General features: G+C 72.1%; 17 protein-coding genes and 1 pseudogene. 10 read left to right on the plus strand and 8 right to left on the minus strand.

The features are described from left to right. Window positions 1–11: 11 nt before the first annotated feature. From AB0L21_RS18185 to AB0L21_RS18200, 4 genes are all read right to left on the minus strand, one after another. Complete coding sequence (locus tag AB0L21_RS18185; protein WP_365785039.1) at window positions 12–3,194, minus strand: type I restriction endonuclease; 3,183 nt, start codon at window positions 3,192–3,194, stop codon at window positions 12–14. Further along, complete coding sequence (locus AB0L21_RS18190) at window positions 3,191–4,195, minus strand: restriction endonuclease subunit S (RefSeq protein ID WP_365785041.1); 1,005 nt, start codon at window positions 4,193–4,195, stop codon at window positions 3,191–3,193. Before AB0L21_RS18190 ends, AB0L21_RS18185 begins: the two co-directional genes overlap by 4 nt. A gap of 287 nt (window positions 4,196–4,482) precedes the next feature. After that, complete coding sequence (locus AB0L21_RS18195; RefSeq protein WP_365785042.1) at window positions 4,483–6,474, minus strand: class I SAM-dependent DNA methyltransferase; 1,992 nt, start codon at window positions 6,472–6,474, stop codon at window positions 4,483–4,485. 105 nt (window positions 6,475–6,579) lie between these two features. Then, window positions 6,580–8,790, minus strand: coding sequence for an N-6 DNA methylase (locus AB0L21_RS18200; protein WP_365785044.1), 2,211 nt, complete (start codon window positions 8,788–8,790; stop codon window positions 6,580–6,582). A 202-nt stretch (window positions 8,791–8,992) separates the two neighbouring features. On the opposite strand from AB0L21_RS18200, the gene AB0L21_RS18205 reads away from it, so the two are divergent. Next, entirely contained in the window at window positions 8,993–9,559 is a 567-nt protein-coding gene (locus AB0L21_RS18205) for a hypothetical protein (protein ID WP_365704324.1), read from the plus strand. A 336-nt stretch (window positions 9,560–9,895) separates the two neighbouring features. Here the strand turns inward: AB0L21_RS18205 and AB0L21_RS18210 are convergent, their stop codons facing one another. Both AB0L21_RS18210 and AB0L21_RS18215 read right to left on the minus strand, forming a co-directional pair. Next, on the minus strand, window positions 9,896–12,748 hold the full coding sequence (locus AB0L21_RS18210) for an ABC transporter substrate-binding protein (RefSeq protein WP_365785046.1): 2,853 nt from the start codon (window positions 12,746–12,748) through the stop codon (window positions 9,896–9,898). A 495-nt stretch (window positions 12,749–13,243) separates the two neighbouring features. Then, window positions 13,244–14,008, minus strand: coding sequence for a CDP-alcohol phosphatidyltransferase family protein (locus AB0L21_RS18215; protein WP_365785048.1), 765 nt, complete (start codon window positions 14,006–14,008; stop codon window positions 13,244–13,246). 107 nt (window positions 14,009–14,115) lie between these two features. On the opposite strand from AB0L21_RS18215, the gene AB0L21_RS18220 reads away from it, so the two are divergent. From AB0L21_RS18220 to AB0L21_RS18240, 5 genes and pseudogenes are all read left to right on the plus strand, one after another. Then, the gene (locus tag AB0L21_RS18220; protein WP_365785050.1) at window positions 14,116–15,105 is read left to right on the plus strand and encodes a zinc-binding alcohol dehydrogenase; all 990 of its coding nucleotides are present in this window, start codon (window positions 14,116–14,118) and stop codon (window positions 15,103–15,105) included. A gap of 109 nt (window positions 15,106–15,214) precedes the next feature. After that, entirely contained in the window at window positions 15,215–15,613 is a 399-nt protein-coding gene (locus AB0L21_RS18225) for a 6-carboxytetrahydropterin synthase (RefSeq protein ID WP_356337738.1), read from the plus strand. Next, window positions 15,610–16,791: a glycosyltransferase family 4 protein gene (locus AB0L21_RS18230; protein ID WP_365704332.1), complete on the plus strand. Its 1,182-nt coding sequence runs from the start codon at window positions 15,610–15,612 to the stop codon at window positions 16,789–16,791. Before AB0L21_RS18225 ends, AB0L21_RS18230 begins: the two co-directional genes overlap by 4 nt. 182 nt (window positions 16,792–16,973) lie before the next feature. Beyond that, a complete protein-coding gene (locus AB0L21_RS18235; protein WP_365704334.1) occupies window positions 16,974–18,032 on the plus strand; it encodes a class I SAM-dependent methyltransferase in 1,059 nt (352 codons plus the stop codon). A gap of 122 nt (window positions 18,033–18,154) precedes the next feature. Then, window positions 18,155–19,129, plus strand: a pseudogene (locus tag AB0L21_RS18240) (lysylphosphatidylglycerol synthase transmembrane domain-containing protein); the annotation flags it as partial. Window positions 19,130–19,293: 164 nt separating this feature from the next. On the opposite strand, the gene AB0L21_RS18245 reads toward AB0L21_RS18240, so the two are convergent. After that, a complete protein-coding gene (locus AB0L21_RS18245) occupies window positions 19,294–20,070 on the minus strand; it encodes a creatininase family protein (protein WP_365704336.1) in 777 nt (258 codons plus the stop codon). Window positions 20,071–20,108: 38 nt separating this feature from the next. Between AB0L21_RS18245 and ribA the strand changes: the two genes are divergently transcribed. The 4 genes from ribA to AB0L21_RS18265 all read left to right on the plus strand — a co-directional run bounded on the left by ribA (window position 20,109) and on the right by AB0L21_RS18265 (window position 24,213). Continuing rightward, window positions 20,109–20,780 (plus strand): GTP cyclohydrolase II, encoded by a 672-nt coding sequence (ribA, locus tag AB0L21_RS18250; protein ID WP_365704338.1) that lies wholly within the window; start codon window positions 20,109–20,111, stop codon window positions 20,778–20,780. Between the two features lie 81 nt (window positions 20,781–20,861). Further along, a complete protein-coding gene (locus AB0L21_RS18255; RefSeq protein WP_365785052.1) occupies window positions 20,862–22,007 on the plus strand; it encodes an FAD-binding oxidoreductase in 1,146 nt (381 codons plus the stop codon). Continuing rightward, entirely contained in the window at window positions 22,004–23,062 is a 1,059-nt protein-coding gene (locus AB0L21_RS18260) for a saccharopine dehydrogenase (RefSeq protein ID WP_365785054.1), read from the plus strand. Before AB0L21_RS18255 ends, AB0L21_RS18260 begins: the two co-directional genes overlap by 4 nt. After that, window positions 23,059–24,213 carry a saccharopine dehydrogenase family protein gene (locus tag AB0L21_RS18265; RefSeq protein ID WP_365785056.1) on the plus strand — a complete coding sequence of 385 codons (1,155 nt, stop codon included), beginning with the start codon at window positions 23,059–23,061 and terminating at the stop codon, window positions 24,211–24,213. Before AB0L21_RS18260 ends, AB0L21_RS18265 begins: the two co-directional genes overlap by 4 nt. A 12-nt stretch (window positions 24,214–24,225) precedes the next feature. Here the strand turns inward: AB0L21_RS18265 and AB0L21_RS18270 are convergent, their stop codons facing one another. Beyond that, window positions 24,226–25,449 (minus strand): serine hydrolase domain-containing protein, encoded by a 1,224-nt coding sequence (locus tag AB0L21_RS18270; RefSeq protein ID WP_365785058.1) that lies wholly within the window; start codon window positions 25,447–25,449, stop codon window positions 24,226–24,228. Window positions 25,450–25,500 lie beyond the last annotated feature (51 nt).

Here is a 25,500-nt window from a genome sequence, read left to right on the forward strand (position 1 = left end):
CCCCGCTCGCGTCAGATGTCTTCCAGCCCCTCCTCCCGGCGGATCATCCGCCAGGCCGCGCGGCGCGCACTGCGGTCGAGGTTGGACTTGAAGTCGCGGTCCGTGCCGAAGTACCGCTTGCCGAGCGTGTCGATCGTGGAGACATGGTCCATCATGTTCTCCTCGAACTTCTTGTCGAAGACGATGCCGAAGTTCTCCTCGTCGTTGACGAGGGCGGCAGCCCGGACCTTCGGGTCCTCCTTGGTGGCGTTGAACGCCGGGAGGACGTCCTCCTCGGTGAACTCCGTGCCGAACTTGGCGTTGAACTTCTCGATCAGCTCGGACAGCATTGACTTCTCGGCGTCCTTGCCGCCGCCCACCCCGTCGCCGAAGCCCTTGAGCTGGGCCGCGCCCTCGGGGTTGAGGGACACGTCGTGCTCGCCGGTCTTCTCGACGCGCAGGTGACTGAGGTCCACCTCGCCTATGTCGACCCCGCCGTCCGCCCGCCGGGGGAGCCGGTTGAGCAGGTAGCGCCCGTAGAGGTACAGGCGCTCCAGCTCGGCGTCGTGGTACGGGACGATCTGCGCGAGGAAGCCGTACTTGCGGACGTAGTCGGTGAGGTTGGCGCGGAAGTCCTCGGCCGTCTCGACGTCGTCCTCCTCCTCGCTCTCCAGGAGGGCGGTGAAGCGGGTGACCGCGGGGGACAGGAGCCGGTACAGCTCGGCGTGCAGCTTCTCCCACTTGGACTGCGAGCCGGCCGCCTTCTCCTGCGCCTCGAAGTACGCGGCGACGAACTCGTCCATGTCCTGTTCCGAGATGACCGGCGCGGACATGACGCGGCTCTGGGCCGAATAGAGGAGGTTCGGGTCGGAGGGCAGGGTGTGCGCCTCCTCGAAGTACGGGCGGAAGGCGTCCCGGATGTCCTCGGCCTCGTTGACGAAGTCGAGGACGGCGAGGTCGGCCTGCGTCTTGCGCTCGGCGGTGCGGTTGAGGCGGGAGAGGGTCTGCACGGCGGCGATGCCGGTCAGCGTCTTGTTGACGTACATGGTCGTCAGGAGCGGCTGGTCGAAGCCGGTCTGGTACTTCTCGGCGACGACCAGGATGCGGTACTCCTGCTGGCCCTTGCCGCCGGCCTTCGCGGCCTTGTCGTCGGCGCGGGTGTAGCCGAACGCCTTCGGCAGTGCGCTCTCCGGCAGACCGCCGTTCTCCTTGCTCTCGGTGGTCTCCTCGCCGTCGATGGTGAGGGACCCGGAGAAGGCGACCAGCACACCGAGGTCCGGGTACTTGGTGTCGTACGCGCGGTCGGCGATGTAGCTGCGGATGGCTCGTGCCATCTGTACGGCGGAGTGCCGGGAGGCCGTGACCACCATGGCCTTGGCCCGTCCGCCGAGCCGGCCGCGGGTGTGGGCGACGAAGTGCTCGACGATCACCTGGGCGTGCTGGGAGACGGTGTGCTCATGGGTGAGCGCGAACCGGGCGAGGAGGGAGTTCGCCTTGGAGGGGTCGACCTCCTTCTCGTCCGGGTTCTGGTTCACCAGCTTCCAGTAGGTGTTGTAGGTGACGTAGTTGCGCAGGGGGTCGAGGATGAAACCCTCCTCGATGGCCTGGCGCATGGAGTAGGTGTGGAAGGGGCGGTAGACGGTCTTGCCGTTCTCGACGCCTTCCGTACCGAAGAGTTCGAGCGTCTTCGCCTTGGGGGTGGCCGTGAAGGCGAAGTAGGAAAGGTTGGCGGCATGGGAGCGCTCGACCGCCTTCGCCTTCAGCTTGTCGTCCACGGTGACCGTGGTCGCGCCCTCGTCGTCCGAGTCAGCGTCCAGGCCGAGGTCGCGCAGGGCGGACTTCACGGCGGTGGCGGCGTCGCCGGACTGGGAGGAGTGCGCCTCGTCCACGATGATCGCGAAGCGGGTGCCCTCGATCTTGGTGGGGTTGCGCTTGATGTAGTCGAGCAGCGCCGGGAACGAGTGCAGCGTGACGGTGACGATCTTGCCGGTGTCGCGGGAGAGGGCGCGGGCCAGCTGCTCGCTCTTGGCGCCGTGCTTCTCGTCCACCTTCACGACCAGGCCGTCCGTCTGCGAGAAGCTGCCGACGGTCGCCGAGAGCTGGGCGTCCAGCGCGCGGCGGTCCGTGATGACGATGACCTTGTCGAAGACGGGCTCGCCGGGCTTGATACGGCCGTCGGCGAGGGCGTCGGGCCGCAGGACCGCGGGATCGCGGCGGGCGTGCAGGTCGCTGAGGCGGTGGGCCAGCCAGCCGATGGTGTTCGACTTGCCGGACCCGGCGGAGGCCATGATCAGGTAGTTCTGGCCGGCACCGTGGACGGACGCGTGCGCGGTGAGCTTGCGGACCACGTCCCACTGGTGGAAGCGGGGGAAGATCGTGGTCTTGGTGGTGCCGCCGCCGGGCGTCTTCTCCTTCTGCTGATGCACGAAGCGCTGGAGCAGGTCGAGCCAGTTGTCCCGCTGCCAGACCTGTTCCCAAAGGTACGAGGTGGCGTACGTGCCGTGGGCCGTGGGCGCAGGGTTCCCCGCTCCACCGGGCTGGCCGGCGCCGTTCGAGCCGGTGTTGAACGGGAGGAACCGGGTGCTCTTGCCGCGCAGTTGCGTGGTGACGAAGACCAGGTCCGGGTCGACGGCGAAGTTCGCGACGACCCGCCGCGTGAAGATCAGCTCGGTCGGGTCGCGGTCGGTCCGGTACTGCTCCTTGGCCTGCTCGACGCCCTGCCCGGTGAGCGGGTTCTTCAACTCGGCCGTGGCGACCGGGATGCCGTTGAGGAACAGGGTGAGGTCGAGCCTGTGGCCCCAGTCGGCCTGCTTGGTGGCGTAGGGGAGTTCCCGGACGACGGTGAGGCGGTTGGCGCGGTAGCCGTCGAGGACCGACTCGGCGGAGATCAGGTTGGGCTTGAAGTAGGCGACGCGGAGACGGACACCGCGGTCCTTGACGCCGTTGCGGAGGACGTGGAGCAGCCCGTCGTCGGCGATGGCCCGGTCCAGGCGCTGCGCGAAGCCGCGCTGCGCCTCGCTGGGGTTGCCACCGTAGACGGTGAGCAACTCGTCCCACTCGTCGGGCTGGGTCGCGCCGATGAAGGTGAACAGCTCGTTGGTGTCGAGCCCGAGGTCGGGCTGGTAGTCCTCGGGGTTCGCCTCCCGCCAGCCGCGCTCGCAGAGGGCGGCGACGATGGCAGAGCCGAAGGAGGACTCGTCGTGCACGGGGCTCATACGGAGACTCCTTCGGTGACGTTGCGGCCGCTGGCGGTGGTCACGTCGAACTGGCCGGTTACGGCGGCGGCGATGAGGGCTTGGCGGCGTTCGGCGACCAGCGCTCGTTGCGCAGCGAGTTTCCGTTGGAGAGTCCCAATTTGGGCAACCCTGTCGGCTAGCTGTCCCAGCCGTTGGGTGGCTTCGCTGAGCGTGGGTAGAGGAATCGGCACACCGCGCAGTCGATCAGCCTTGATGCCCAGAGCCGTGGAGCCAGTGGAACGGAGTTGCAACTCTGCCTGCCCCTGAGGTGACAGGAGGTACCAGTAAAGCCACTGCGGTGAGCAGACGTCTTGATTCGCCCTAAGCACGATCACGCGTTGCGCAAGTGCGATGAATGTATCGCTCACCATGGCTACTTGCCCCAGCGGAGCTTCAGTGGTGAGCAGTACATCATTAACCTCAAGCAGCCCCCGACGCATCCAATCGGCATAGGATTCCGCAGCTACGAACTCACGACTGGCTTCGAGGTCAATACGGCCATTGCGAATATTCTTAGCTGTAACGAGTGGAATGCCGGATTCTGTCTTCTCCGGAGTGGCCCCGCGGTAGTCAATCCATCGCTTGACTGCTCGCCGCAGAGGGAGAACTGGAACTTCGTCTGACGCTTGGTAGGTGAAGCATGCTGCGATGAGTGCTGCTTTGCGCTCTTCGAGTAGTCCAGTCAACTTGTTGAATCGGTCGTCGAGGACTTCCAGCTTCGAGGTCTCGGTGTCGAGGAAGTCGGCGATGCGGCGCTGTTCCCTTTGCGGTGGGTAGGCCCAGGGGGAGGAGAAGAACGCTTCCGTGTCTAGGTTCTGAATTCCGGTCGTCTGCTTGATCGCGGCTTGAGTCAGTCCTTGTCCGTATGCCGTGGCGAATACGTAGTTCAAGAACCTGGGCTCGACGTCGGTGGACGGCTTGACGTGAGCGCAGAAATTAGAACACACCGCTTTGACGGTATCGGTGAACAGGACAGCCATACCCACGGGCTGTTTCTCGCCGCCCCCTGACTTCTCCAAAACGAGATCCCCAGGACGCAGGAGATGCTGATGAAGTGAGGAGGCGTCCACGTGGCGCAGAGGTGCATGGGCGGGAAGCGCACGCCGACGGGGTCGGTCGAAGTCCGCAGCGCGGATGCAGCGGACGTCTCCGCCGTCCCCGACAGGGTCGCTACCCCACGCGCCGTTCGTGGCGCTCGCGATGAGGTTCTTGAGACGTCCGCGAGTCCAATGGACGGGCGCCGCGTGCAGCCACTCATGTGCACCGGTCATTCCGTGACCTCCCCAAGCAGCGCCTGGATCTCCGCCTCCAGCGCCTTCAACTCCGCGTCGATCTCCGTCAACGGCCGCGGCGGTTCGTACACGTAGAAATGCCGCGTGAACGGAATCTCGTACCCGATCTTCGTCTTGCTGTGGTCGATCCACGCGTCCGGCACATGCGGGTGGACCTCCCGCGCCAGGTACTCCTCGACGTCCTCGCCAAGCGGCACGTTCTCGTAGTCCCGAAGCTCAGCGTCCGGCTCAGGCTGGCCCTTGACGAGCTGTACCTCGCCCTCCGGGTCCCGCACGCCGACGACCTCACGCAGTGCCTTGTTGAACGGCGCGCCGGTCGGCCACGTCCCGCCTGCCTGCACGACCGCGTCCTTCAGTGCGAGCCAGGCCTCCTGCTTCGTGCTCCAGCTCGTGCCCATCAGGGACTTGAACGCGTCCGCCAGCGCCGGAGCCTGCGGCAGCTTCTGGATCGCCTTGGACGCCTCCAGCGCCGCCAGCGTCTCCTCCGTGATCTCGAAGCGCAGCTTCAGCGGGCGCTCGACCGTGATCCGCTGGTAGCCGAAGTCCTCGTTCCAGAAGACCTTCACCTTGCCGTGCAGCGGATGCTCCGCGTCCCCCGCCACCGCCAGGGCCTCGCCGTACAGCTTGACCACCGTCGCGATGTGGTCCTTGCCCAGCTCCTTGCGCTTGTCGCCGAGCGACTTCCGCATCTTCTGCCACTGGTCCCGGGCGTCCAGCAGGACGACCTTGCCCTTGTGGTCCGGGCTCTTCCGGTTCGTGAGAATCCAGAAGTACGTGGAGATGCCGGTGTTGTAGAAGAGCTGGTCCGGCAGGGCGACGATGCCCTCCAGCCAGTCGTTCTCCAGGATCCAGCGGCGGATCTCCGACTCACCCGAGCCGGCCGCGCCCGTGAAGAGCGGCGAGCCGTTGAAGACGATCGCGATGCGCGAGCCGCCCCCGCCGTTCACGTCCACCGGCTTCATCTTGGAGATCATGTGCTGGAGGAACAGCAGCGAGCCGTCGTTGATGCGCGGCAGGCCCGCGCCGAACCGGCCGGCCTCACCCAGCGACTTGTGCTCGGCCTCGACCTCCTCCTTGACCTTCTTCCACTCCACGCCGAACGGCGGGTTCGCGAGCATGTAGTCGAAGGTCTTGCGGGCATGGCCGTCGTCGGAGAAGGAATTGCCGAAAGCGATGTTCTCCGGGTCCTGGCCCTTGATCATGAGGTCGGACCGGCAGATCGCCCACGACTCGGGGTTGAGTTCCTGCCCGTACACCTCCACCGTGGCGTCGGGGTTCAGGTCCTTGATCAGGTCGTCCATCGCTGAGAGCATGCCGCCCGTGCCGCAGGCCGGGTCGAGCACCGTGCGGACCGCGCCCGGCAGGTGCAGCGCGTCACCGTCCGGAGCGACCAGCAGCCGCACCATCAGCTGGATGACCTCGCGGGGAGTGAAGTGCTCACCGGCCGTCTCGTTGGACTGCTCGGCGAAGCGGCGGATCAGTTCCTCGAAGATGTAGCCCATGTTGTGGTTGGGCACGACCTCGGGACGCAGGTCCAGGTCGGTGAACTTGCCGATGACCTGGTAGAGCAGCCCCGCGCTGTCCAGCCGCTTGATCTGCTGGGCGAACTCGAAGCGGTCCAGCACACCCCGCCCGTTGTCCGAGAAGGCCCCCACGTACACCGTGAGGTTCTTCGCCGCGTTCTGCGGGTCCGCGGCGATCTTCTTCAGGGTGAGGCGGGAGCGGTTGTAGAAGGAGTGGCCCGAGGCCCGGCGCAGGAAGCGGTCCGGGTCGATGTCGCTGTCCTTGTGCTGCTCGGCGATCTCCGCGACCCTGTCGCGGGTAGGCTCCAGCACGCACTCAAGGCGTCGCAGCACCGTGAACGGCAGGATGACCTTGCCGTAGTCGGACTGCTTGTAGTCCCCCCGCAGGAGGTCGGCGACGGACCACGCGTGGTTCGCCAACTCCGTGTGCTTGCTGCTGTTCAAGTGGATCCCCGGATTCCTTCCGAAATGTCCCAACCCCACCGTCCGGGCCGGCTGAGCGGCCGGGACGGTCCGACAATTGTGGTCTATGTGTGAAGGCGCGCGTGCCTAACGGGGCGAATCGCCACCCCGCACGCGTACCGCCCCCTCGGACTCCGCGTCCCGCGACGGGAGCAGCTGGCCGCCCGTGAGCCCGCCCGCCAGCAGCCGTGCCGTCTCCTCCGCCAGCCGCGTCGCCCGCCGCGCCTCCGCCCGCAGCTCGTGCACGTGCCGGAACGCCTCCCCGTACCGCCGCTGCTCCTCCAGCGGCAGCAGGGGCACGCGCAGCCGGCCCGGGCTGACCGTCAGGATCGTGCTGCCCGTCGACGCGCCCGCGATGTTCTCCTCCGCGCCCAGGAAGCCGGCGAGGAACCACGCGTCCAGGCGTGCCGGGTCCGGGCGGAAGAGGTGGACGTGGTGCCCGAGCAGTGCCCCGGCGTCCTCCTCGCCCGCGACCCGGGCCATCGGGCCGTCCGCGCTCGCGACCGCCCGTACGAGGACGTCCCCGAGGGCGATCACGGGTGCCGTGTCGTCGTAGGGCCCCACCGGATCCCCTGTGGGACCCGACTCGCTCGCGACGTCCGAGCTGGTGAGCACCGCCCGCGTCTCGGGCCTTCCGCCCCCGCCCGTCCCGCCGCCCGCGGCCTGTGCCCGACTGCGCACACTGTCCGGCTGGGTCCGCAGCAGGGTGAGCGCCCCACCGCGTGCGAGGTCGGAGGCCGTGGCCGTCCGCCACTCGCGGGCCGTGGCGCCCGCAGCGCTCCAGCTCTCTTCGCCCGCCGTCCGCGCGAGGGACTTCGCGGCCCTGACGAGGTTCCGTCGTGTGGCGTCGACCTCGGCCGACAGTTCCGCCGGATCGATCTCGGCACGTGACGCCCGCACGAGCCGCGCCGGGGTCAGGTCCACCACGTCGTCCAGCAGGTCCACCACGCCGACCGCGCGCGCCACGCCAGGTTCACCCTCGAAGGTGTCCGGGCTCTTCGTGAACGCCCGCCACGCGTCCAGAGCGCGCACCGTGATCCTGTCCCAGTCCACGGAGGCGGACCGGCTCCCGCCCCGGGGGCGGGGGTTCCCGGCCGTGCCTCCGGGCCCGGCCGTCATCGCGGGCGTTTCCGCGGCCGTGTCGACGAACAGCACGGACTTGCGCTCGGGGCCGCCCGGCTCCGGCCGTTGCAGGACCCAGATCTGCAAGCCGACGTGCAGCGGCACCGACGCGCCGGCCGGCAACGCGATCACCGCGCGCAGCGCCCCGCTGCGCACCAGCTCCGCCCGCACGCGACGCCCCGACGCGCGGCCGGCCGTGGCGGGCGGCAGGAGCAGGGCGGCGTAGCCGCCGGGTGTCAGGTGGGCGAGCGCGTGCTGCACCCACGCCAGCTCCGACTCGGCGCGCGGCGGGACGCCGTACGCCCAACGCGGGTCGTACGCCAGCTCGTCGTGGCCCCAGTCACGGACGCCGTACGGCGGGTTGCACAGCACCGCGTCGGCGACCAGGTCGGGGAAGGCGTCCGCGCGGAGGCTGTCGGCGGCGCGTACGGTGACCGAGGCATCCGGGGCCGTCAGCATCAGGCTTACGGCGCTGCGCCGAGCCTGCACGCCGAGCGCGTCCTGGCCGTACAGCTCGTGTGCTCCCCGGCGGGCGGCGGCCGCCAGCAGGGTGCCGCTCCCGCAGGCCGGGTCGAGGACGCGGACCGGGGAGCCGGGGACGAGGCCGGCGAGCAGGTCCGCGAGCGGTGCGGGGGTCCGGTACGCGCCGGACGCGGCGCTGTCCTCCAGCTCCCGCTCGGCGAGCACGGCCAGCGCGGCCTGGCCGCCCTCGTCACGTACGCACGCGTACAGCGCGCGCAGTACCGCCGCGTCACCCGTCTCGAAACGGACCGCGTCCGCGGCCGGTACGGCATCGCAAGCGGACGCCGCGTCCTGCTGTGCGCGGGCGGCGAGGTCCGCGTCCGGCAACCGCACGGCGGCCGTCAGCTCCTCCGCCGGACGGCCCGCCGCCGCGAGGACGAGCAGGGGCAGCCCCTCCGACGTACCGCCGCCGCCGTGAGCGTGCAGGCGCAGGACGGTGCGCAGCTCCTCCGCCGGGGTCGCCGCCGACGCGTGCCCGCGTGAGGCGAGCCAGGCGCGCACGGCATCCAGGTCGTACAGGGGGCTGCTCTCCGTGCCGCCGGACGGCTCCGGGAAGTCCTGGTGCCGACGACGCCAGTTGCTGACCGTGGCCCGCGTGACCCCCGCGATGCGGGAGATCTCGGCGGCGGTCACCTGGGCGGACGACTGTGGCATGGCGGGAGTCCTGGGCCTCTCGGGAGTAGTTAGTCAACAACCTACGCCACGCGTCAAATCTGTCAACGCGTTTGACGGTGCTTTCAGTGTTGTGCTTTTCTGGCCATGCTTGCGGATGGAAGCAGCTCGCTGTCCTCCGGGGGCGGGCCGGAAGGTCCGCGGCCTCCGACCACCACGCACACACACGAAACGGACTGCACCCATGACCTTCCAGCAGCCCTCCCCGCCGCCCCACCCCGGACCGCAGGGCCCCCTCGGTCCCGGCGCGCCCGCCGGCCCCGGAAAGCCGGTTCGCGGCAGCAGACGATGGCTCAAGTACGGGGCGGTCGCTCTGGTCTCCCTGTTCATAGGAGTCGGCATCGGCAACAGCGGAGGCGCGGCGGACTCGGGGAAGAAGACCGCCGAGCCCGAGGCCGGCCCCCGGCCGACCGTCACCGTGACCGAGACGGCCGAGGCCGCTCCCGAGCCCGCTCCCACCGTCACCGAGACGGTCACCGCCAAGCCGAAGAAGACCAGGAAGCCCGGACCGGCGACCAGCTTCTCCGGCGAGGGCGAGTACCTCGTCGGCGAGGACATCGCCGCCGGCACCTACCGGACCGCCGGGCCGGAGGGCGGGTTCGGCTGCTACTGGGAGCGCGCCAAGGACGCCAGCGGGGAGTTCGGCTCCATCATCGCCAACAACAACCTCAACGGGCCGGGGCGCGTGACGCTCAACAAAGGGGAGTACTTCAAGACCAACCGGTGCCAGGAGTGGAAGAGGGTCGGCTGAGATCGGGCGTGCCCCGACTCCGCACGCAGGGCCTGGAACGCGCTGACCTTGTCCTCGCCGAAGCGGCTCGGGGAAGCCCTCCTGCTCCAGGATCTCGTGGCCGAGCAGTCCGTGCCGGACGTACCGCGCGCGGCGCGGACCAGTTCGGCGTCCAGGTGGCTCAAGCGCGGGGCGGACAGGAGCTGTTCGGTGAGTACTGCTCGTGCGGCGCACGGATCTCGTCGGGTCCCGGAATGCTCATCCGGCGAGCGTGACAACCCGCCGTCGAGCGGTCCGTACGGCCCTCCTGCCCGGGTCCTGACCGGTCAGGTCCGGTCCGGCCCGGGCCGGTTCGGGTCATCCGATCGAGCACTCCTTCACACTGAGCGGTTCGGTGCTGCCGGCCGGTCTGCTGCACAGCACCTCCGTCTCCGAGACGCCCTGCGGGGTCCTGCGGACCCGCTTGAGCACGATGCTGTGGCCGTACCGTTCCCCGTACAGCGGCGCGTCGGTGAAGTCGATCGTTCCGGTGGCCATCCCGTCGAGCTTCACGCCCCTGAGGTTCACCCAGGTCGCCGCGCGGCTCTGGCGCACGTCGCCGAGGCTGGCCGCCCAGTACAGCGCACGCGTGGCGTCGTGGGCGAGCGCCGTCTGGCCGCTGGCGAAGTCGGGGGAGTCGTACCTGACCTCCTTGCCCGCCAGCCAGGGGAGGTACTTGGCGGCGTCCTCGTAGAAGGCGGTCGTGGACGCGGCCTCCCTCAGCTCGGCCAGTGCGGCGTGGTAGAGGGTGATCCGCGGGGCCACGCCGTCACTCCCGCCCGTGCCGGAAAACCTGGCCTTGCTCAGGTCGTCGCCCGTGAGGATGGAGATCTCCCGGCTCGCGCAGCCCGGTTCGGTGCCCAGCTGGGTCATCAGCGGACCGATGTCCTCGACCCGTCCCGCGAAGTAGATCACCGTGGGTACGTTCTTCCCCCGGCAGATGCTCTCCGCGTGCAGCCGCAGCTCGGGCTTGCCGTTCGCCACCCGATAACGCTGCTCGGGCAGCAGCCGGAAGTGCTCGCGGCGCAGCATTTCGCCGCCGTAGGAGGCCTGTTCGCTGGTGTAGCGGTCCTGCGAATCCTTGGTGTCGCGGGCCAGCACCAGCGCGTACGGGTCCTTCTCCCGGGCGCGGAGCTGCCGGACGACGAAGCCGAGCGCTTCCGCCTGGTGCTCGTCGGGAGCCGCGAGGCTGAACCAGTTGGAGAACTTCTTCGGCAGGTAGGTCGCCGAGTTGGTGCCGGAGACGATGGGCAGTCCCACCGCGTGGAGCCGGCGCGTGACGTAGGGACTGCTCTGCAGGTCACGTCCGAAGCCGACCACGCCGACGACGGTCGGGTCACGGTCGGCGTACTCGGCGATCGCGTCCGCCGTCAGCCGCTGCTGCCCCATGTCCACGCCCCCGTTGGCGAGCAGCACCCGGAGTTTCACCGTGTAGTTCTCGTTGACCACGCGCTGGGCGAGATACACGCCGGCCAGCTCCTCGGTGCCCTTGACCAGGGAGGAGTCCGTCGAGGAGGAGCTGAGCGGTCCCGCGTACACCACGGTGACGTACGTGCCGGGGTGGTGGTGCAGCACGTCGGCGTTCTCGGCGCGCACCAGGTCCTCCAGCTCGCGCATCCTGTTGCCCTCCTGGTCGGCTCCGCCCGGGAGGTACGCGCCGAACCGGACGTCTCCGGTGGCTATGCCGACGCACTCCGTGCCGCCGCCGGGAGCGGGACGCCGTACCGTGTCGCGGTCGGCGCTCAGCAGGCCCGCCGAGCAGTACGCACGGTGCAGTTCGAGGGAGTGGACGACACCCGAGGTGACGGCGAGGACGAGGACGAGGACGAGGCTGTACGCCGACCACACCACGCGGGCGACGGACGGCCGGTGCCTGGCCCGGACGCACCGCCAGTCCGTCTGCCGCAGCTGCACCAGCTCGTCGCGGGGCAGTGGCACCCTGAGGACCCAGGGCAGGGCGTTCGTCCGGCTCGGCGACTGGTCGGCCCGGAGGTTCCCGGCCCACTCGTCGTACCAGTGCCGCAGCCGTTGCTGGAGGCGCCAGGGCGGGGGCGGGGGCTGCGGCCGGCCGGCCGGTGGTTCCGTGTCCGTGCCGCGGTCGAGTAGCGCCGCGTCGCCCGCCGCCACGCCCGCCACGATGAGCAGCGGGTCGAGTTCACTGCGCCGGCTGCGGACGTCGCTGACCGCCCTGATCAGTTCGACGCCGCCGTTCTCCCGGCTGATCCGGCGCAGGAACAGCACCGGCGGACGCGTCCGCTTGAACCCCCGCAGGTCCCAGCTGCCGCGCCGGTGGTTGTCCCGCAGGTCCTCGAACAGCGCCAGCACGTACAGCTGGAGGGGGAACGGGCCGCCCTCCCGCATCGCCTCGGCCACGTCGTAGGTGCGGGCCGCTATGGCCCTCCAGGAGCGTACGGGCCGCAGCAGCCGCACGCTGGTCGACCGGCGGCGGGCTGCGGACTGGAGGAACGTCGTGGTCAGGAACCACCGGCTCTCCCTGCGCAGCCACAGGAAGAGGGGAGCGCGTCCGGGGACGTGGTTGAGGCCGGCGAGCAGGATCATCAGTCCGATGCCCGCCAGGACGGCGACGTACCACTCGGGGCGGGTGAGCAGCGCGGTGAACGCGCCCAGGATGCCCATGGGCAGGAACTGCTGCACGTCGTTGAGGAGCAGCTGCCGGTGCCGGCGCGCGGGTCTGCGGGGCCGCCAGCGCTGCCGGGCCAGGATGCGCAGCAGATGCGTCTGGGCGTGTTCCCGCTGCGCGTTGCCGTCCGGTGTGCCGACGGGGGCGGTCGGCCAGTGCTCGCGCATCTCCGGGTCGTCGGTGGCCTCCTGGAGGGCGCGGACGAGGTTGAGGCGTGGGAAGGCGTAGGGCCGGTAGGCGGCGGACCGGGCGCCCCACTTCCGCCAGTCGCCGAGGTCCCACAGGAGCCGCGTGGCCCTGGCCAGGGGGTCGACGTCCCCCGGCTGCGGCTCGGTCGGGGCGACGGCCAGGCGCGTCCCGTGGCGCTGCTGTCCTTCGCGCAGTTCGTCGACGAGTTCGGTGACGCGGTCGTCGTCCGCGGGGTCCTCGGCGTGCAGCACGATGACCGGCATCGGGCGATCGCTGGTCCGGAAGTCCTGGATCAGGGACTCCAGCTGCCGCTGGACGTCGATTCCGGCTTCGGTCGACATGCCCGGGTGATCACCCGGGCAGTCCTGAGGAAAGACGTGATCCCGGCCGTGCATGGACACCCCCCGTGGTCTGAAGACACATGTGTCACAAGCGCTCTTGAGGATATCGCCGGGGACTGACAATTCGCTCCCGGCGGAACGCTGCGCGGGCTGTGGCGCGGTGGGGGCTGGCGGCGCGGTGGGGGGTGGCTGTGCCTCTTCAGCGAGGGGAGGGGCGGGCTTCCTCACGGGGTGTCAGCAGCCGCTGCCCATGGAGGCGCGTGCCCGGGCGGGGGCATACCCGGAGCACCTCGGGGTGAGCGATCGGGGAGCCGTGGGGGTCCGGGGGACAGGTGGCCCCGGCCGGTGTCGGCCTGCCGGGGGCGCCGTCAGCGGCTCGGCGGGGCCAGTTCCCGGCAGTGTCAACCGCTCCCGGCGGAACGCTGCGCGGCGCGGGCACGGTGGGGGTGGCAGTGCCTCTTCGGCGAGGGGAGAGGCCCTCGGCGGCACCGAAGGTCAGCGGCCCGACGGGACCAGTTCCCGTACCGGCCGCGTCGGCGCCGGACGCACGACCCGCGAGGTGCGCCACAGCCACCGCACATCCCGCCCGAACGACCACACCAGGGAGCCCAGCGCCAGCAGCGTGATCGTGAGGTTCGCCGGGTGGGGGAGCAGGTCCGCGCCCGCGACGAGGAGGCAGACGCCCTGGATCGCCGCCACGGTCTTGCGCGCGAACGACGGCGGCAGGGGGGCCGTCAGCCAGGGCGCGAGCCGGGCCGCGGCGACGAACGCGTAGCGCATCCCGCCGATCAGGAGGACCCACGGGCCGAGCTGCGCCGACACGTACACGCTCAGCACCAGGATCAGGAACGCGTCGACCTCCATGTCGAAGCGCGCGCCGAGCGCGGAGGAGGTGCCGGTGCGGCGGGCGACCTTGCCGTCCACGCCGTCCAGCAGCAGGGCCACGGCGGTCAGGGCGACCAGCAGCGTCACCGGCGGCGCGCTCTCGAAGGAGTCCGCGACCAGCGCGGTCACCCCCCCGACCAGGGTGGCCCGGCCCAGCGTGACCCGGTTCGCGGGGCCGAAGGAGCGCAGCCGGGATCGGTGCACGGCGCGGGAGAGGACCGCCCAGGTGGCGAACGCGAAGGCGAGCCCCGTCAGCCAGCCGGCCGGCCCCATGCCGACCGCCGAGCCGAGCAGAGCCAGCAGCAGGATCTGCACACCCGCTCCCACAGCGGTCTCCTGCTGGAGCCTCGCGTCATACGTGTTGTTCAGGGCCACCGCACACCCTCCGGCCGAGTGACAGAGTCGATCCACGCCGCGTACTGTGCGCGGCCTGTGCACAACTCGGTACGTGAACAACTTCCCGATCGTTCAGGAGGATGCCGGTGAACCGTTCGGCCCGCGCGTTCTGGCTCCGCTCGCCCGGCCAGGGAGAGCTGCGCGACGTCACCCTCGCGGAGCCTGCCGAGGACGAGGTCCTGGTGCGGGCGCTGTACTCCGCGGTCAGCCGGGGCACGGAGACCCTCGTCTTCCGGGGCGGGGTGCCCGAGAGTCAGCACACCGTGATGCGGGCACCGTTCCAGGAGGGTGACTTCCCGGGCCCGGTGAAGTACGGCTACCTCAGCGTCGGCGTCGTGGAGGCGGGTCCGGCCGCGCTGATCGGCCGTACCGTCTTCTGCCTGTACCCGCACCAGAGCCGTTACGTCGTTCCGGTGAGCGCCGTCACCGTGGTGCCCGAGCGGGTGCCCGCCGCGCGGGCCGTGCTCGCCGGGACCGTCGAGACCGCCGTCAACGCCCTGTGGGACGCGACGCCGCTGCTCGGCGACCGGATCGCCGTCGTCGGCGGCGGCATGGTCGGCTGCGCGGTCGCCGCGCTGCTCGCCCGTTTCCCGGGCGTCCGCCTCCAGCTGGTCGACGCCGACCCGGCCCGCGCGAAGACCGCCGAGGCGCTCGGCGTCGGCTTCGCCGCACCGGCCGACGCCCTCGGCGACTGCGACCTCGTCGTCCACGCCAGCGCCACCGAGGCCGGCCTCACCCGGGCCCTGCAACTCCTCGCCCCCGAGGGCACGGTCGTGGAACTGAGCTGGTACGGCGACCGGCGCGTGGCCCTGCCGCTCGGCGAGGCCTTCCACTCCCGCCGGCTCACCGTGCGCAGCAGCCAGGTCGGCACGGTCTCCCCGGCCGCACGGGCCGGCCGCACCTACGCCGACCGGATGGCGCTCGCCCTGGACCTGCTCGCCGACCCGGCGCTGGACGCGCTCATCACCGGGGAGAGCGCTTTCGAGGAACTCCCGGACGTGATGCCCAAGCTGGCGTCCGGTGAGATTCCCGCCCTGTGCCACCGGGTCCGGTACACGGAGACCGGCCTGACCTGAGAAAAGAGTGAGGAACGGCTGAACACGGGGAAGCGAAGAGCCGTACTACACGGCATCCCCCGGCGGGCAAGGCGGGGGACCAGACGCGCCGCACCTGGAGGGTCGTCCGTTGTTCAGCATCACCGTCCGCGATCACATCATGATCGCCCACAGCTTCCGCGGCGAGGTCTTCGGGCCCGCGCAGCGCCTGCACGGCGCCACGTTCCTCGTGGACGCGACATTCCGCCGCGAGCAGCTGGACGAGGACAACATCGTGGTCGACATCGGCCTGGCCACGCAGGAACTGCGCACCATCACCGCGGAGCTGAACTACCGCAACCTGGACGACGAGCCCGAGTTCGCCGGCATCAACACCTCCACCGAGTTCCTGGCCAAGGTCATCGCCGACCGGCTCGCCGAGCGAATCGCGAAGGGCGCGCTCGGCGAGGGCGCCAAGGGCCTCGCCGGGATCACCGTCACGCTCCACGAGTCGCACATCGCCTGGGCGAGTTACGAGCGTGGCCTGTGACCGACCTGACCGTGGAGCGGGCCCGCCTCGCGTACGTGCCCGCGCAGCCCACCGCCGCGCCGAACGCCGGAATCATCCCCATGTCCCTGCGCAGTGTGCACTTCGTGATGCCGGGCGGCGTCGACGACCCGGCCGCGCCCAGCGGCGGCAACGCCTACGACCGCCGGGTCTGCCTGGACCTGCCCGGCTTCGGCTGGCAGGTCACCCGGCACGCCGTACCCGGCACCTGGCCGCGCCCGGACGCCGCCGCCCGCGAAGCACTCGCCCGTACGCTCCGGAGCCTCCCGGACGACTCCGTCGTCCTCCTCGACGGCCTCGTCGCCTGCGGGGTCCCGGAGACCGTCGTCCCCGAGGCGCGGCGCCTGCGCCTCGCGGTCCTCGTCCATCTCCCCCTCGGTGACGAGACCGGCCTGGACCCGGCCGTCGCCGCCGGCCTGGACGCGCGCGAGCGGACCGTGCTGCGGGCGGTGCCCGCGGTGATCGCCACCAGCGACTGGGCGGTCCGCCGGCTCGTCTCCCACCACGGACTCGCCCCCGACCGGGTGCACGTGGCCGCGCCCGGTGCCGACATCGCACCCCTCGCACCCGGCACCGACGGCGTCTCCCGGCTGCTGTGCGTGGCCGCCGTGACCCCGCGCAAGGGCCAGCACCGGCTGGTGGAGGCGCTCGCGGAGGTCCGGGACCTGCCGTGGACCTGCGAGTGCGTCGGCGGCCTCGGCCACGACCCCGCGTACGTGGCCCACCTGCGCGAACTGATCGCCCGGTACGGCCTCACCGACCGTCTGCACCTCACCGGCCCCCGCTCCGGCGCCGGCCTCGACGCCTCCTACGCCGCCGCCGACCTGATGGTCCTCACCTCCTACGCCGAGACCTACGGCATGGCGGTCACCGAGGCCCTCGCCCGGGGCATCCCCGTCCTCGCGACCGACGTCGGCGGCCTGCCCGAGGCGGTCGGCCGCGCCCCGGACGGCGGCGTGCCCGGCATCCTCGTCCCGCCGGAGGACCCCGCCGCGCTCGCCGCCGAACTGCGCGGCTGGTTCGGCGAACCCGACGTGCGCCGCCGCCTCAAGGCCGCGGCCCGCGGCCGTCGCGCCGCCCTCGACGGCTGGGCGGCCACCGCCCGCAGCCTGGCAGCGGTCCTCGGCCGCCTCCCGGAACCACCGAGGAGGACGGCGTGAGCGGGCACGGGGACGGGGGCGCAGAGGTGGCGCCGGTCCGGTCGGAGCCGGGTGGGCCACGGGACGGTGCAGTGGTCCCTGCCCGATCGGGTCCGGATGGACTGATTCCGGCTCAGCCCGGGCCGCGGGCGGGCGAGTCCGTACGGGGTGCCGCGCGTGCGCGGAGCGAGGAGGAACCGGGCGTGGAGATCGTGGGCGCAGGGCTGGGCGCGGAGGCGCTCGGCGGGGAGACCGGTGCCGGGGGTCCGTCCGGGGCGGGGGAGCGCGGCGACACGACCGGGACCGGGCCGACCGGTGCCGGCGGGTCCGCCCGCGACCGCGCTGCCGGTCCGGTCATCGCCGGTGCCGGGCCCGTGGCCCGTCCCGGTGAGCGGGCCACCGTACGACTGCGGGACGGCGACCCGGACGAGGCTCCTCGGTACGCGCCCGAATGGCTGCAACTGCGGGAAGGCGCCGACGCGGCGGCCCGCGCGCAGGAACTGCTCGACCCGCTGCGGATCCGGCTGGCCGACCTGCCGGGCCGCCCCGGTGGACTGGTCGTGCACGACCTGGGCTGCGGCACCGGCTCGATGGGCCGCTGGCTCGCGCCCCGCCTCGACGGCGCCCAGCACTGGATCCTGCACGACCGCGATCCCTACCTGCTGCACTTCGCCGCCGTAGCCTCCCCGCGCTCCGCCGCCGACGGCAGCCGCGTCACGGTCGAGACCCGGCGCGGTGACGTCGCCCGGCTCACCCCGGAGGCGCTGACCGGGGCCTCGCTGGTGACCGCGTCCGCGTTGCTCGACGTGCTCACCCGGGAGGAGATCGAGGCCCTGGCGGACGCCTGCGTGGGCGCCGGCTGCCCGGCCCTGCTCACCCTCTCTGTCGCGGGACGCGTCGAACTCGCCCCGGAGGACCCGCTGGACGCCGAGATCGCCGAGGCGTTCGACGCCCACCAGCGGCGCGCCGGGCTGCTCGGCCCGGACGCGGTCACCGTGGCCTGCGAGGCGTTCGCCGAGCGCGGGGCGACGGTCCGGGTGCACGCGAGCCCGTGGCGGCTCGGCGCCGAGGAGGCCGCGCTGACCGGGCAGTGGCTGCGCGGCTGGGTGGGCGCGGCCGTCGAACAACGGCCGGAACTGGGCGACCGGGCGGAGAAGTACCTGAGCGACCGGCTCGCCGCCTGCGCGGCCGGCGCGCTACGGGTCACCGTGCACCACACCGACCTGCTGGCGCTGCCCCGGCCGAGGGGCGCAGCGGCGTGAGCGGGAGGACGACGGCAGCGGGCACGAGGGTGCCGCCGGGGGAGGTCACCGGCAGGCGCGCGCGTACGACACCGGCGGAACCGGCCTGCGCGGCACCTGAGCCGGCTCCTGCGCGCACGCGCGTGACGCCGGCGCAGGCGCTCCGCGCAGACGCGACGCCCCCGAGCCCGGCGGCCACGCAGCCGGACCCGGCACCGGCGCCACCGCAAGCACCCCCCGCCCCCCGGCGCCGTGACTCCCGAGCCCTCCGTACCCACGTCGGCACCCTCCTCGGAGTCGTCATCCTCGCCGCCCTCCTGTGGCGGCTCGGTACCGGGGCTCTGCTGGACGGGCTGCGGCGGATCGACGCCGTGACGGTGCTGGCGGCGCTGGGCATCGGCGTGGTCACCACCGTGTGCAGCGCGTGGCGTTGGCAGGTGGTGGCGCGGGGGCTGCGGCTGAGGCTGCCGCTGGGACCGGCCGTCGCCGACTACTACCGGGCGCTGTTCCTGAACGCGGCCCTGCCCGGCGGGATCCTGGGCGATGTGCACCGCGCGGTGCGGCACGGGCAGAGCGCGGGTGACGTGCGGCGCGGGGTGAAGGCGGTCGTGCTGGAGCGGGTCGCGGGGCAGATCGCGCTGGCCGTGGCGGGCGCGGCGGTGCTGCTGACCCTGCCGTCGCCGGTGCGCGCCGAGGTCCGTGGCTTCGCCCCGCTCGTGGTGCTGGCCGCGGTCGGCGCGCTGGCCGTCGTACTCGCCGTCCGGATGAACCGTCCGCCGGCCCGCCGGCACGGCGCGCTGCGCCGGACGCTCGGCGAGGCCCGCCGGGGACTGGCGTCCCGGCAGAGCGGGCCGGGAGTCGCACTGTCCTCCGCGGTCGTCCTGGCCGGGCATCTGGTCATGTTCGTCGTGGCGGCCCGGGTGGCCGGCTCGGCCGCACCCGTCGCGGTGCTGCTGCCGCTCGCGGTCCTGGCGCTGCTGGCCATGGGGCTGCCGCTGAACGTCGGCGGTTTCGGCCCCCGCGAGGGCGTCACCGCATGGGCGTTCGGCGCGGCGGGGCTCGGCGCGGACACCGGTGTCGCGGTCGCCGTCGTCTACGGCGTACTGAGCTTCGTGGCGAGCCTGCCCGGCGCCGTGGTCCTGCTCCGGCGCTGGTACGGGACCCTGCGCACCGAGCCCACCACACCAGCGCCCACACCGCCCCGCACCCCCGCCCCCGACGACCGCCCGCCGACCGGGGCCGCCCCCACGGGTCCCGGCCGGCCGGGGGGCGCCGGCCGGGGTCACTCCCGGTCCGGCGCCGAGGTGAGCAGCGTGAAATACGACTCGAAGGATTCCGCCAGGCTCGCCAGCAGTTCCTTTCCCTTTTCCGCCGAACCCAGGGAAGGACGGCCGATGACGCCCGATTCGGTATAGGCGGACATTCCCACGGTGAGCAGATGACGACGGTCGTCGGCGATGAAATCGGCGGACTCGTGACCAGGGCGGACGAATTCGGGGTGAGCGTGCAGAAGAATCGAGGTCTCGATTTCTCCCGCGTGCATGTCGGTGAGCAGCGAGGTGACCACCCCGGCCCGCTCCCGCGCCGCCTCCCAGTCCTCGGCGGCCGGGAACAGCGCCATCCGCTCGCCGCGCGCGGAGGCCTCCTGGACGACGTTGCCCAGCACGTAGTTGCCGCCGTGCCCGTTGACGACGACCAGCGCGCCGACGCCCGAGCGGCGCAGCGACGCCGCGATGTCCGAGACCACCGCGTGGAGGGTCACGGCGGAGATGCTGACGGTTCCCGGCCAGGCCGCGTGCTCGTGCGAGCAGGAGACCGTCACCGGAGGCAGGAGGTGCACCGGGTACGCGGCGGCGATCTCCCGTGCCACGGCGCAGGCGACCAGCGTGTCGGTCGCCAGCGGAAGGAACGGCCCGTGCTGTTCGAAGCTTCCGACGGGAAGGACGGCGACCTGTGCTGACACGCCCGCCCCCCGGGTCCGTACGTCCTCCGTGGTGTCCGTCGGCACCACGCCGCTCACCACCCCGTACGCCGCCGTCCGCGCGCCCGAACCACTCATCTCTTCACGGCCTTTCGTCTCTGCTTAGGAATCAGATCATGACAGAAAACACCGGCGTCAACATCGGCGTACTCGGCAAGAAGTCCCCGCGGCGTTCCGGCGCGGAACGCGTCGTGAATGCACCGCTGCCCACCGTGTACGGGAAATTCCAGGCGATCGGCTACCTGGACCACGACCGCGGTGACGAGCAAGTGGCCCTGGTGTACGGCGAGATCGGCACCGAGAACGTGCTGACCCGGCTGCACTCGGAGTGCCTGACCGGGGACGCGTTCGGCTCCCGGCACTGCGAGTGCGGGGACCAGCTGGAGGCCGCCATGCGCGCGGTGGTCGCCGAAGGCAGCGGCATCGTCGTCTACTTGAGGGGACACGAGGGCCGCGGCATCGGTCTGCTCGCCAAGCTGCGCGCGATGGCGCTCCAGGCCGAGGGCCTGGACACGGTGGAGGCGAACCTCGCCCTGGGCCTGCCGGTCGACGCCCGCGACTACGGCGTGGCCGCCGACATCCTGCGCGACCTCGGGGTGCGCTCGGTACGGCTGATGTCCAACAACCCGCGCAAGCGCGAGGCGCTGGTCCGGCACGGCGTCCAGGTCGCCGAGCAGGTGCCGCTGCTGATCGAGCCGTGCGAGAGCAACATCACGTACCTGCGGACCAAGCGGGAGCGGATGGACCACCACCTGCCCCACCTGGACGCCGTCGGCCACGGCTCCTGAACGCCCGGTCGCCGGTTCGGCGGGCCGAGTTCCGGAAAGGATCAGGCGACAGGCGTGCGGCACGGTGAAGGAGGCGGCGGCGTGAACCTTCGGGCCGAGGCGGTCATCGTCGGCGGCGGGGTGATGGGCACGAGCATCGCCTGGCACCTGGCGCGGGCCGGCGTGCGGGACGTCGTCCTCGTCGAACGGGACGAACTCGCCGCCGGCTCCACCTCGAAGGCCGCCGGAGGAGTGCGGGCGCAGTTCTCCGACGAGCTGAACATCCGGCTGGGGGCGCGCAGCCTGGAGGCGTTCGGCCGGTTCGAGGAGGAGGTCGGGCAGGACATCGGGCTGCACCGGGTCGGCTATCTGTTCCTGCTCTCCACGCCCGGGCAGGTGGCCTCCTTCGAGGCGGGCGTGCGGTTGCAGAACTCCCTCGGGGTGCCCAGCCGCCTGCTCACCCCCGAGGAGGCCAGCCGCCCCTCCCCGCTGATCCGCACCGACGGCCTGCTGGCCGCGGCGTACTCCCCGGACGACGGCCACTGCACCCCGGAGGCCGTCGTCCACGGCTACGCGACCGCCGCCCGCGCCCACGGCGCCCGCATCCTGCGCCACACCGAGGTCACCGGCATCGAACTGCGCGGCGACACCATCACCGCGGTCAGTACGACCCTCGGCCGGATCGAGACCGGCACGGTGATCTGCGCGGCCGGCGCCTGGTCGCGGGCGGTCGGCGCCATGGTCGGCATGGAGCTGCCGGTACGGCCGCTGCGCCGGCAGATCGCCGTCACCGGACCGGTGCCCGGCCTGCCGCCCACGCTGCCGATGACCATCGACTTCACCACCAGCCTGTACTTCCACCGCGAGGGCCCCGGCCTGCTGCTGGGCATGTCCGACCCGGACGAGCGGCCCGGCTTCGCCACCGACACCCACGACCGGTGGATCCCGCGACTCGCCGAGGCGATGCGGCAGCGCGCCCCCGCCCTGCTCGACCTGCCCCGCACCGGCGGCTGGGCGGGCCTGTACGAGAACACCCCCGACCACAACGCCCTGATCGGCGAGGCGCCGACGGTGTCCCGGTTCCTGTACGCGACCGGCTTCTCCGGGCACGGCTTCCTCCAGGCACCGGCCGTCGGCGAGGTGATCCGCGACCTGTACCTGGGCCGCGTACCCTTCCTGGACATCAGCCCCCTGAGCGCCGGCCGGTTCGCGGCCGACGCCCCGCGCCCGGAGGCCAACCTGGTATGACCGAGCTGCACCTGTGGCTGCGCCACGAGCCCCGTACGACCGAACGGCGCACGCCCGTCGTCCCCGCCGACGCCCGCCGCCTGGTCGACAGCGGGGTCATACTGACCGTCGAGGAGTCCCCGCAGCGGATCTTCCCGACCGAGGAGTACGAGGCGGCCGGCTGCCGCCGCGCCCCGGCGGGCTCCTGGGTGACGGCACCCCGCGACGCCGTGATCCTCGGCCTCAAGGAACTCCCCGACGAACCGGCCGAGTTGCTCCACCGGCACATCTTCTTCGGGCACGCCTACAAACAGCAGCCGGGCGCCGCCGAGCTGCTGCGCCGGTTCGCGGCCGGCGGCGGGGCGCTGCTGGACCTGGAGTACCTGGTGGACGACGAGGGCCGCCGGCTCGCCGCCTTCGGCTACTGGGCGGGCTATCTGGGCGCCGCGCTCGCCGTGCTCCAGTACCGGGGCCGGCTGACGGCACCGCTCACCCCCACGACGAAGGACGACCTGGACGCCGTACTGAGGCCGGCGGCCGGGGACACGGCGTTCACGGCGCTGGTGATCGGCGCCCTCGGACGCAGCGGGCGGGGCGCGTGGACGGCCTTGCGCACGGCGGGTGTCGAGGCGACCCGCTGGGACCTGGCGGAGACCCGCGACCTGGACCGGCGGGCCCTGCTCGGGCACGACGTGATGGTGAACGCGGTCCTCGCCACCACCCTGGTCCCGCCGTTCCTGCGCGAGGAGGACCTGGACTCCCCGGCCCGCCGGCTGCGCACCCTGTGCGACGTCACCTGTGACGTCGGCTCCCCGTTCAACGTCCTGCCGGTCTACGACCGTACGACGGACTGGACCGAGCCCGTGCGCCGGCTGCGCAAGGAGCCGCCGCTGGACCTGATCGCCATCGACAACCTGCCGTCCCTGCTGCCCCGGGAGTCCAGCGTCGACTTCTCGGCGGCCCTGCTGCCGCAGCTGCTCGCCTTCGGCCCGGGCGGTGCCTGGGGGCGCTGTCTCGACCGGTTCCACCAGGCGTGCCGTGAACTCGGCATCGAAGGAGGGGAGTCGCACTCATGACCGACCGTGTCCCGGCGAGCGGAACCGTCCACTGGGTCGGCGCCGGACTGTCCACCGGCAGCGGGCTCGCCGGCCTGTGCCGTACGGCCGGCCGGGTCCTGCTGTGGCACCGCACGGAGGACCGCGCGGCCGAGGCGCTGGCCGGGCTCGGCCTGACCGGACGGGCGGAGCCCCGCGCCCTCACCGCCCCGGCCGCACTCGCCGCCGCGCTGGAGCCCGGCGACGTCGTGGTGTCGATGCTGCCGGCGCCGGAGCACGCCGGGCTGCTGGCCGTCTGCGTACGGGCCGGGGCGCACTTCGCCTGCTCCAGCTATGTGTCGCCGGAGCTGCTGGCGCACGCGGAGAAGGCGCGGGCGGCGGGCGTCGTCGTGCTCACCGAGGCCGGCCTGGACCCGGGCATCGACCACCTCTTCGCGCACAGCCTCATCGGCCGGGCCCGCGCGCGCGTCGGCGAGCACACCCCGGCCTCCTACCGGCTCACCTCGTACTGCGGCGGCGTCCCGGCCGTGCCGAACGACTTCCGCTACCGCTTCAGCTGGGCGCCGCTCGGGGTACTCAACGCCCTTCGCTCGCCCGCGAGGTACCTGGAGGACGGCGTGGAGACGACGGCCGGCCGGCCCTGGGAGGCGACCCGGCCGCTCGTCCTGGACGGCGAGACCTTCGAGGCCTACCCCAACCGCGACAGCATCCCCTTCGTCGCCCAGTACGGCCTGCCCGCCGCCTGGACCCCACGCACCCTCGTCCGGGGCACGCTCCGGCTGGACGGCTGGCTGAAGGCGTGGGAGCCGGTCTTCGAGGAGCTGAGGACGGGCGACGACGAGCGGATCGCCGCGCTGGCACGGCAGTTGGCGGCGGCCCACCCGACCACGGACGCCGACCGCGACCGGGTCGTTCTCTCCGTCTCCCTGGAGGTCGACACGGGCGAGGGCCGGCCCTGGACCGGCGCCTACCTGCTCGACCTGACCGGTGACGAGGAGTCCGCGATGGCCCGCTGTGTCTCCCGTCCGCTCGCCCTCGGCGTCCGGCACATCCTGGACGGCAGCCTGCGGGCCGGCCTGCACCGGGCGGCGCAGACCCCCCAGCGCGCGGACCGGTGGCTGGCCGAACTCGCCGGCGAAGGGCTGGAGTTCACCCTGACCCTGGGCCAGTAGCCGGCCGCCGGATCAGTCCGTCACCGCCTCGTGCACCAGCCGCCGCAACTCGGGAAAGACCTTCAGCTTCTTCGGGCGCACCTGGCTCATGAACTGCACGGTCAGGTCATGGGCCGGGTCGACCCAGAACGCGGTGGTGGCCACGCCGGTCCAGCCGTACGTGCCGAGGTGGGACGGGGCCAGGGTGCGGGTGGGGTCGGTGACGACGGAGACGTTGAACCCGAAGCCGAGGCCGTCCATGCCCGGTTCCCGGTGGACCGGGGCGCCGAACGAGCGGATGGTGGCCCCGCCCGGCAGCTGGTTGCGGGTCATCAGGGCGAGCGTCTCCGGCGCCAGGAGCCGTACGCCGTCCAGCTCACCGCCCCGGCGCAGCAGCTCCATGAACCGGTGGAAGTCGTGCGCGGAGGAGACCAGGCCGCCGCTGCCGGACAGGAACCGCGGCCGGCCGCGCACCGGCAGACCCGGCACCGGTTCGATCCCGCCCTCGTCCGTCTCGCCGTACAACTCGGCCAGCCTGTCAGCCTGTTCGGGCACGATGTGGAAGCCGGTGTCGGTCATGCCGAGCGGGCCGAGGATGCGCTCGGCGAAGAACGCGTCCAGCGGCTGCCCGGACACCACCTCGATCACCCGGCCCAGCACGTTGGAGGCGACCGAGTAGTTCCACTGCGTGCCCGGGTCGAACTGCAGCGGCATGCGCGCGTAGACCTCGACGGTCTCCGCGAGGTCCTTGCCCGGCGGCACCGAGTATTCCAGTCCCGCCTCGCGGTAGAGCGCGTCCACGGGGTGGCGGTAGTAGAAGCCGAAGGTCAGGCCCGCGGTGTGGGTGAGCAGGTGCCGTATCAGGATCGGACCGGCGGCCGGACGGGTACGGACGTCGGCGCCCGAACCCTCCACATACACACGGGGGCCGGCGAAGGCGGGGAGATGACGGTCCAGCGGGTCGTCCAGGGACAGCCGGCCCTCCTGCACCAGCAGCAGCACCGCGACCGCGGTGACCGGCTTGGTCATCGAGTAGACCCGCCACAGGGTGTCCGGTTCGACCGGCAGCCCGGCCGCCACGTCCCGCAGGCCGTACGTGGTCAGATGCGCGACCCGGCCACCGCGGGCCACGGCCACCAGAAAGCCGGGCAGGCGTCCCGCGTCGACGTGCCGCGCGAAGTGCCGGTCCAGGCGGTCCAGCGCCTCGGCGTCCAGCCCCGCCTCCGCCGGCTCCACATCCTGTCGCAGCTGTCCCATCGCTCTCCTCCGGTCGCGTCGTCCCCGATGCGTCCCGACTGCCGCGCGGGC

The sequence above is a fragment of the Streptomyces sp. NPDC052721 genome (assembly GCF_040678315.1).
In the GTDB taxonomy this organism is placed as follows: Bacteria; Actinomycetota; Actinomycetes; order Streptomycetales; family Streptomycetaceae; genus Streptomyces.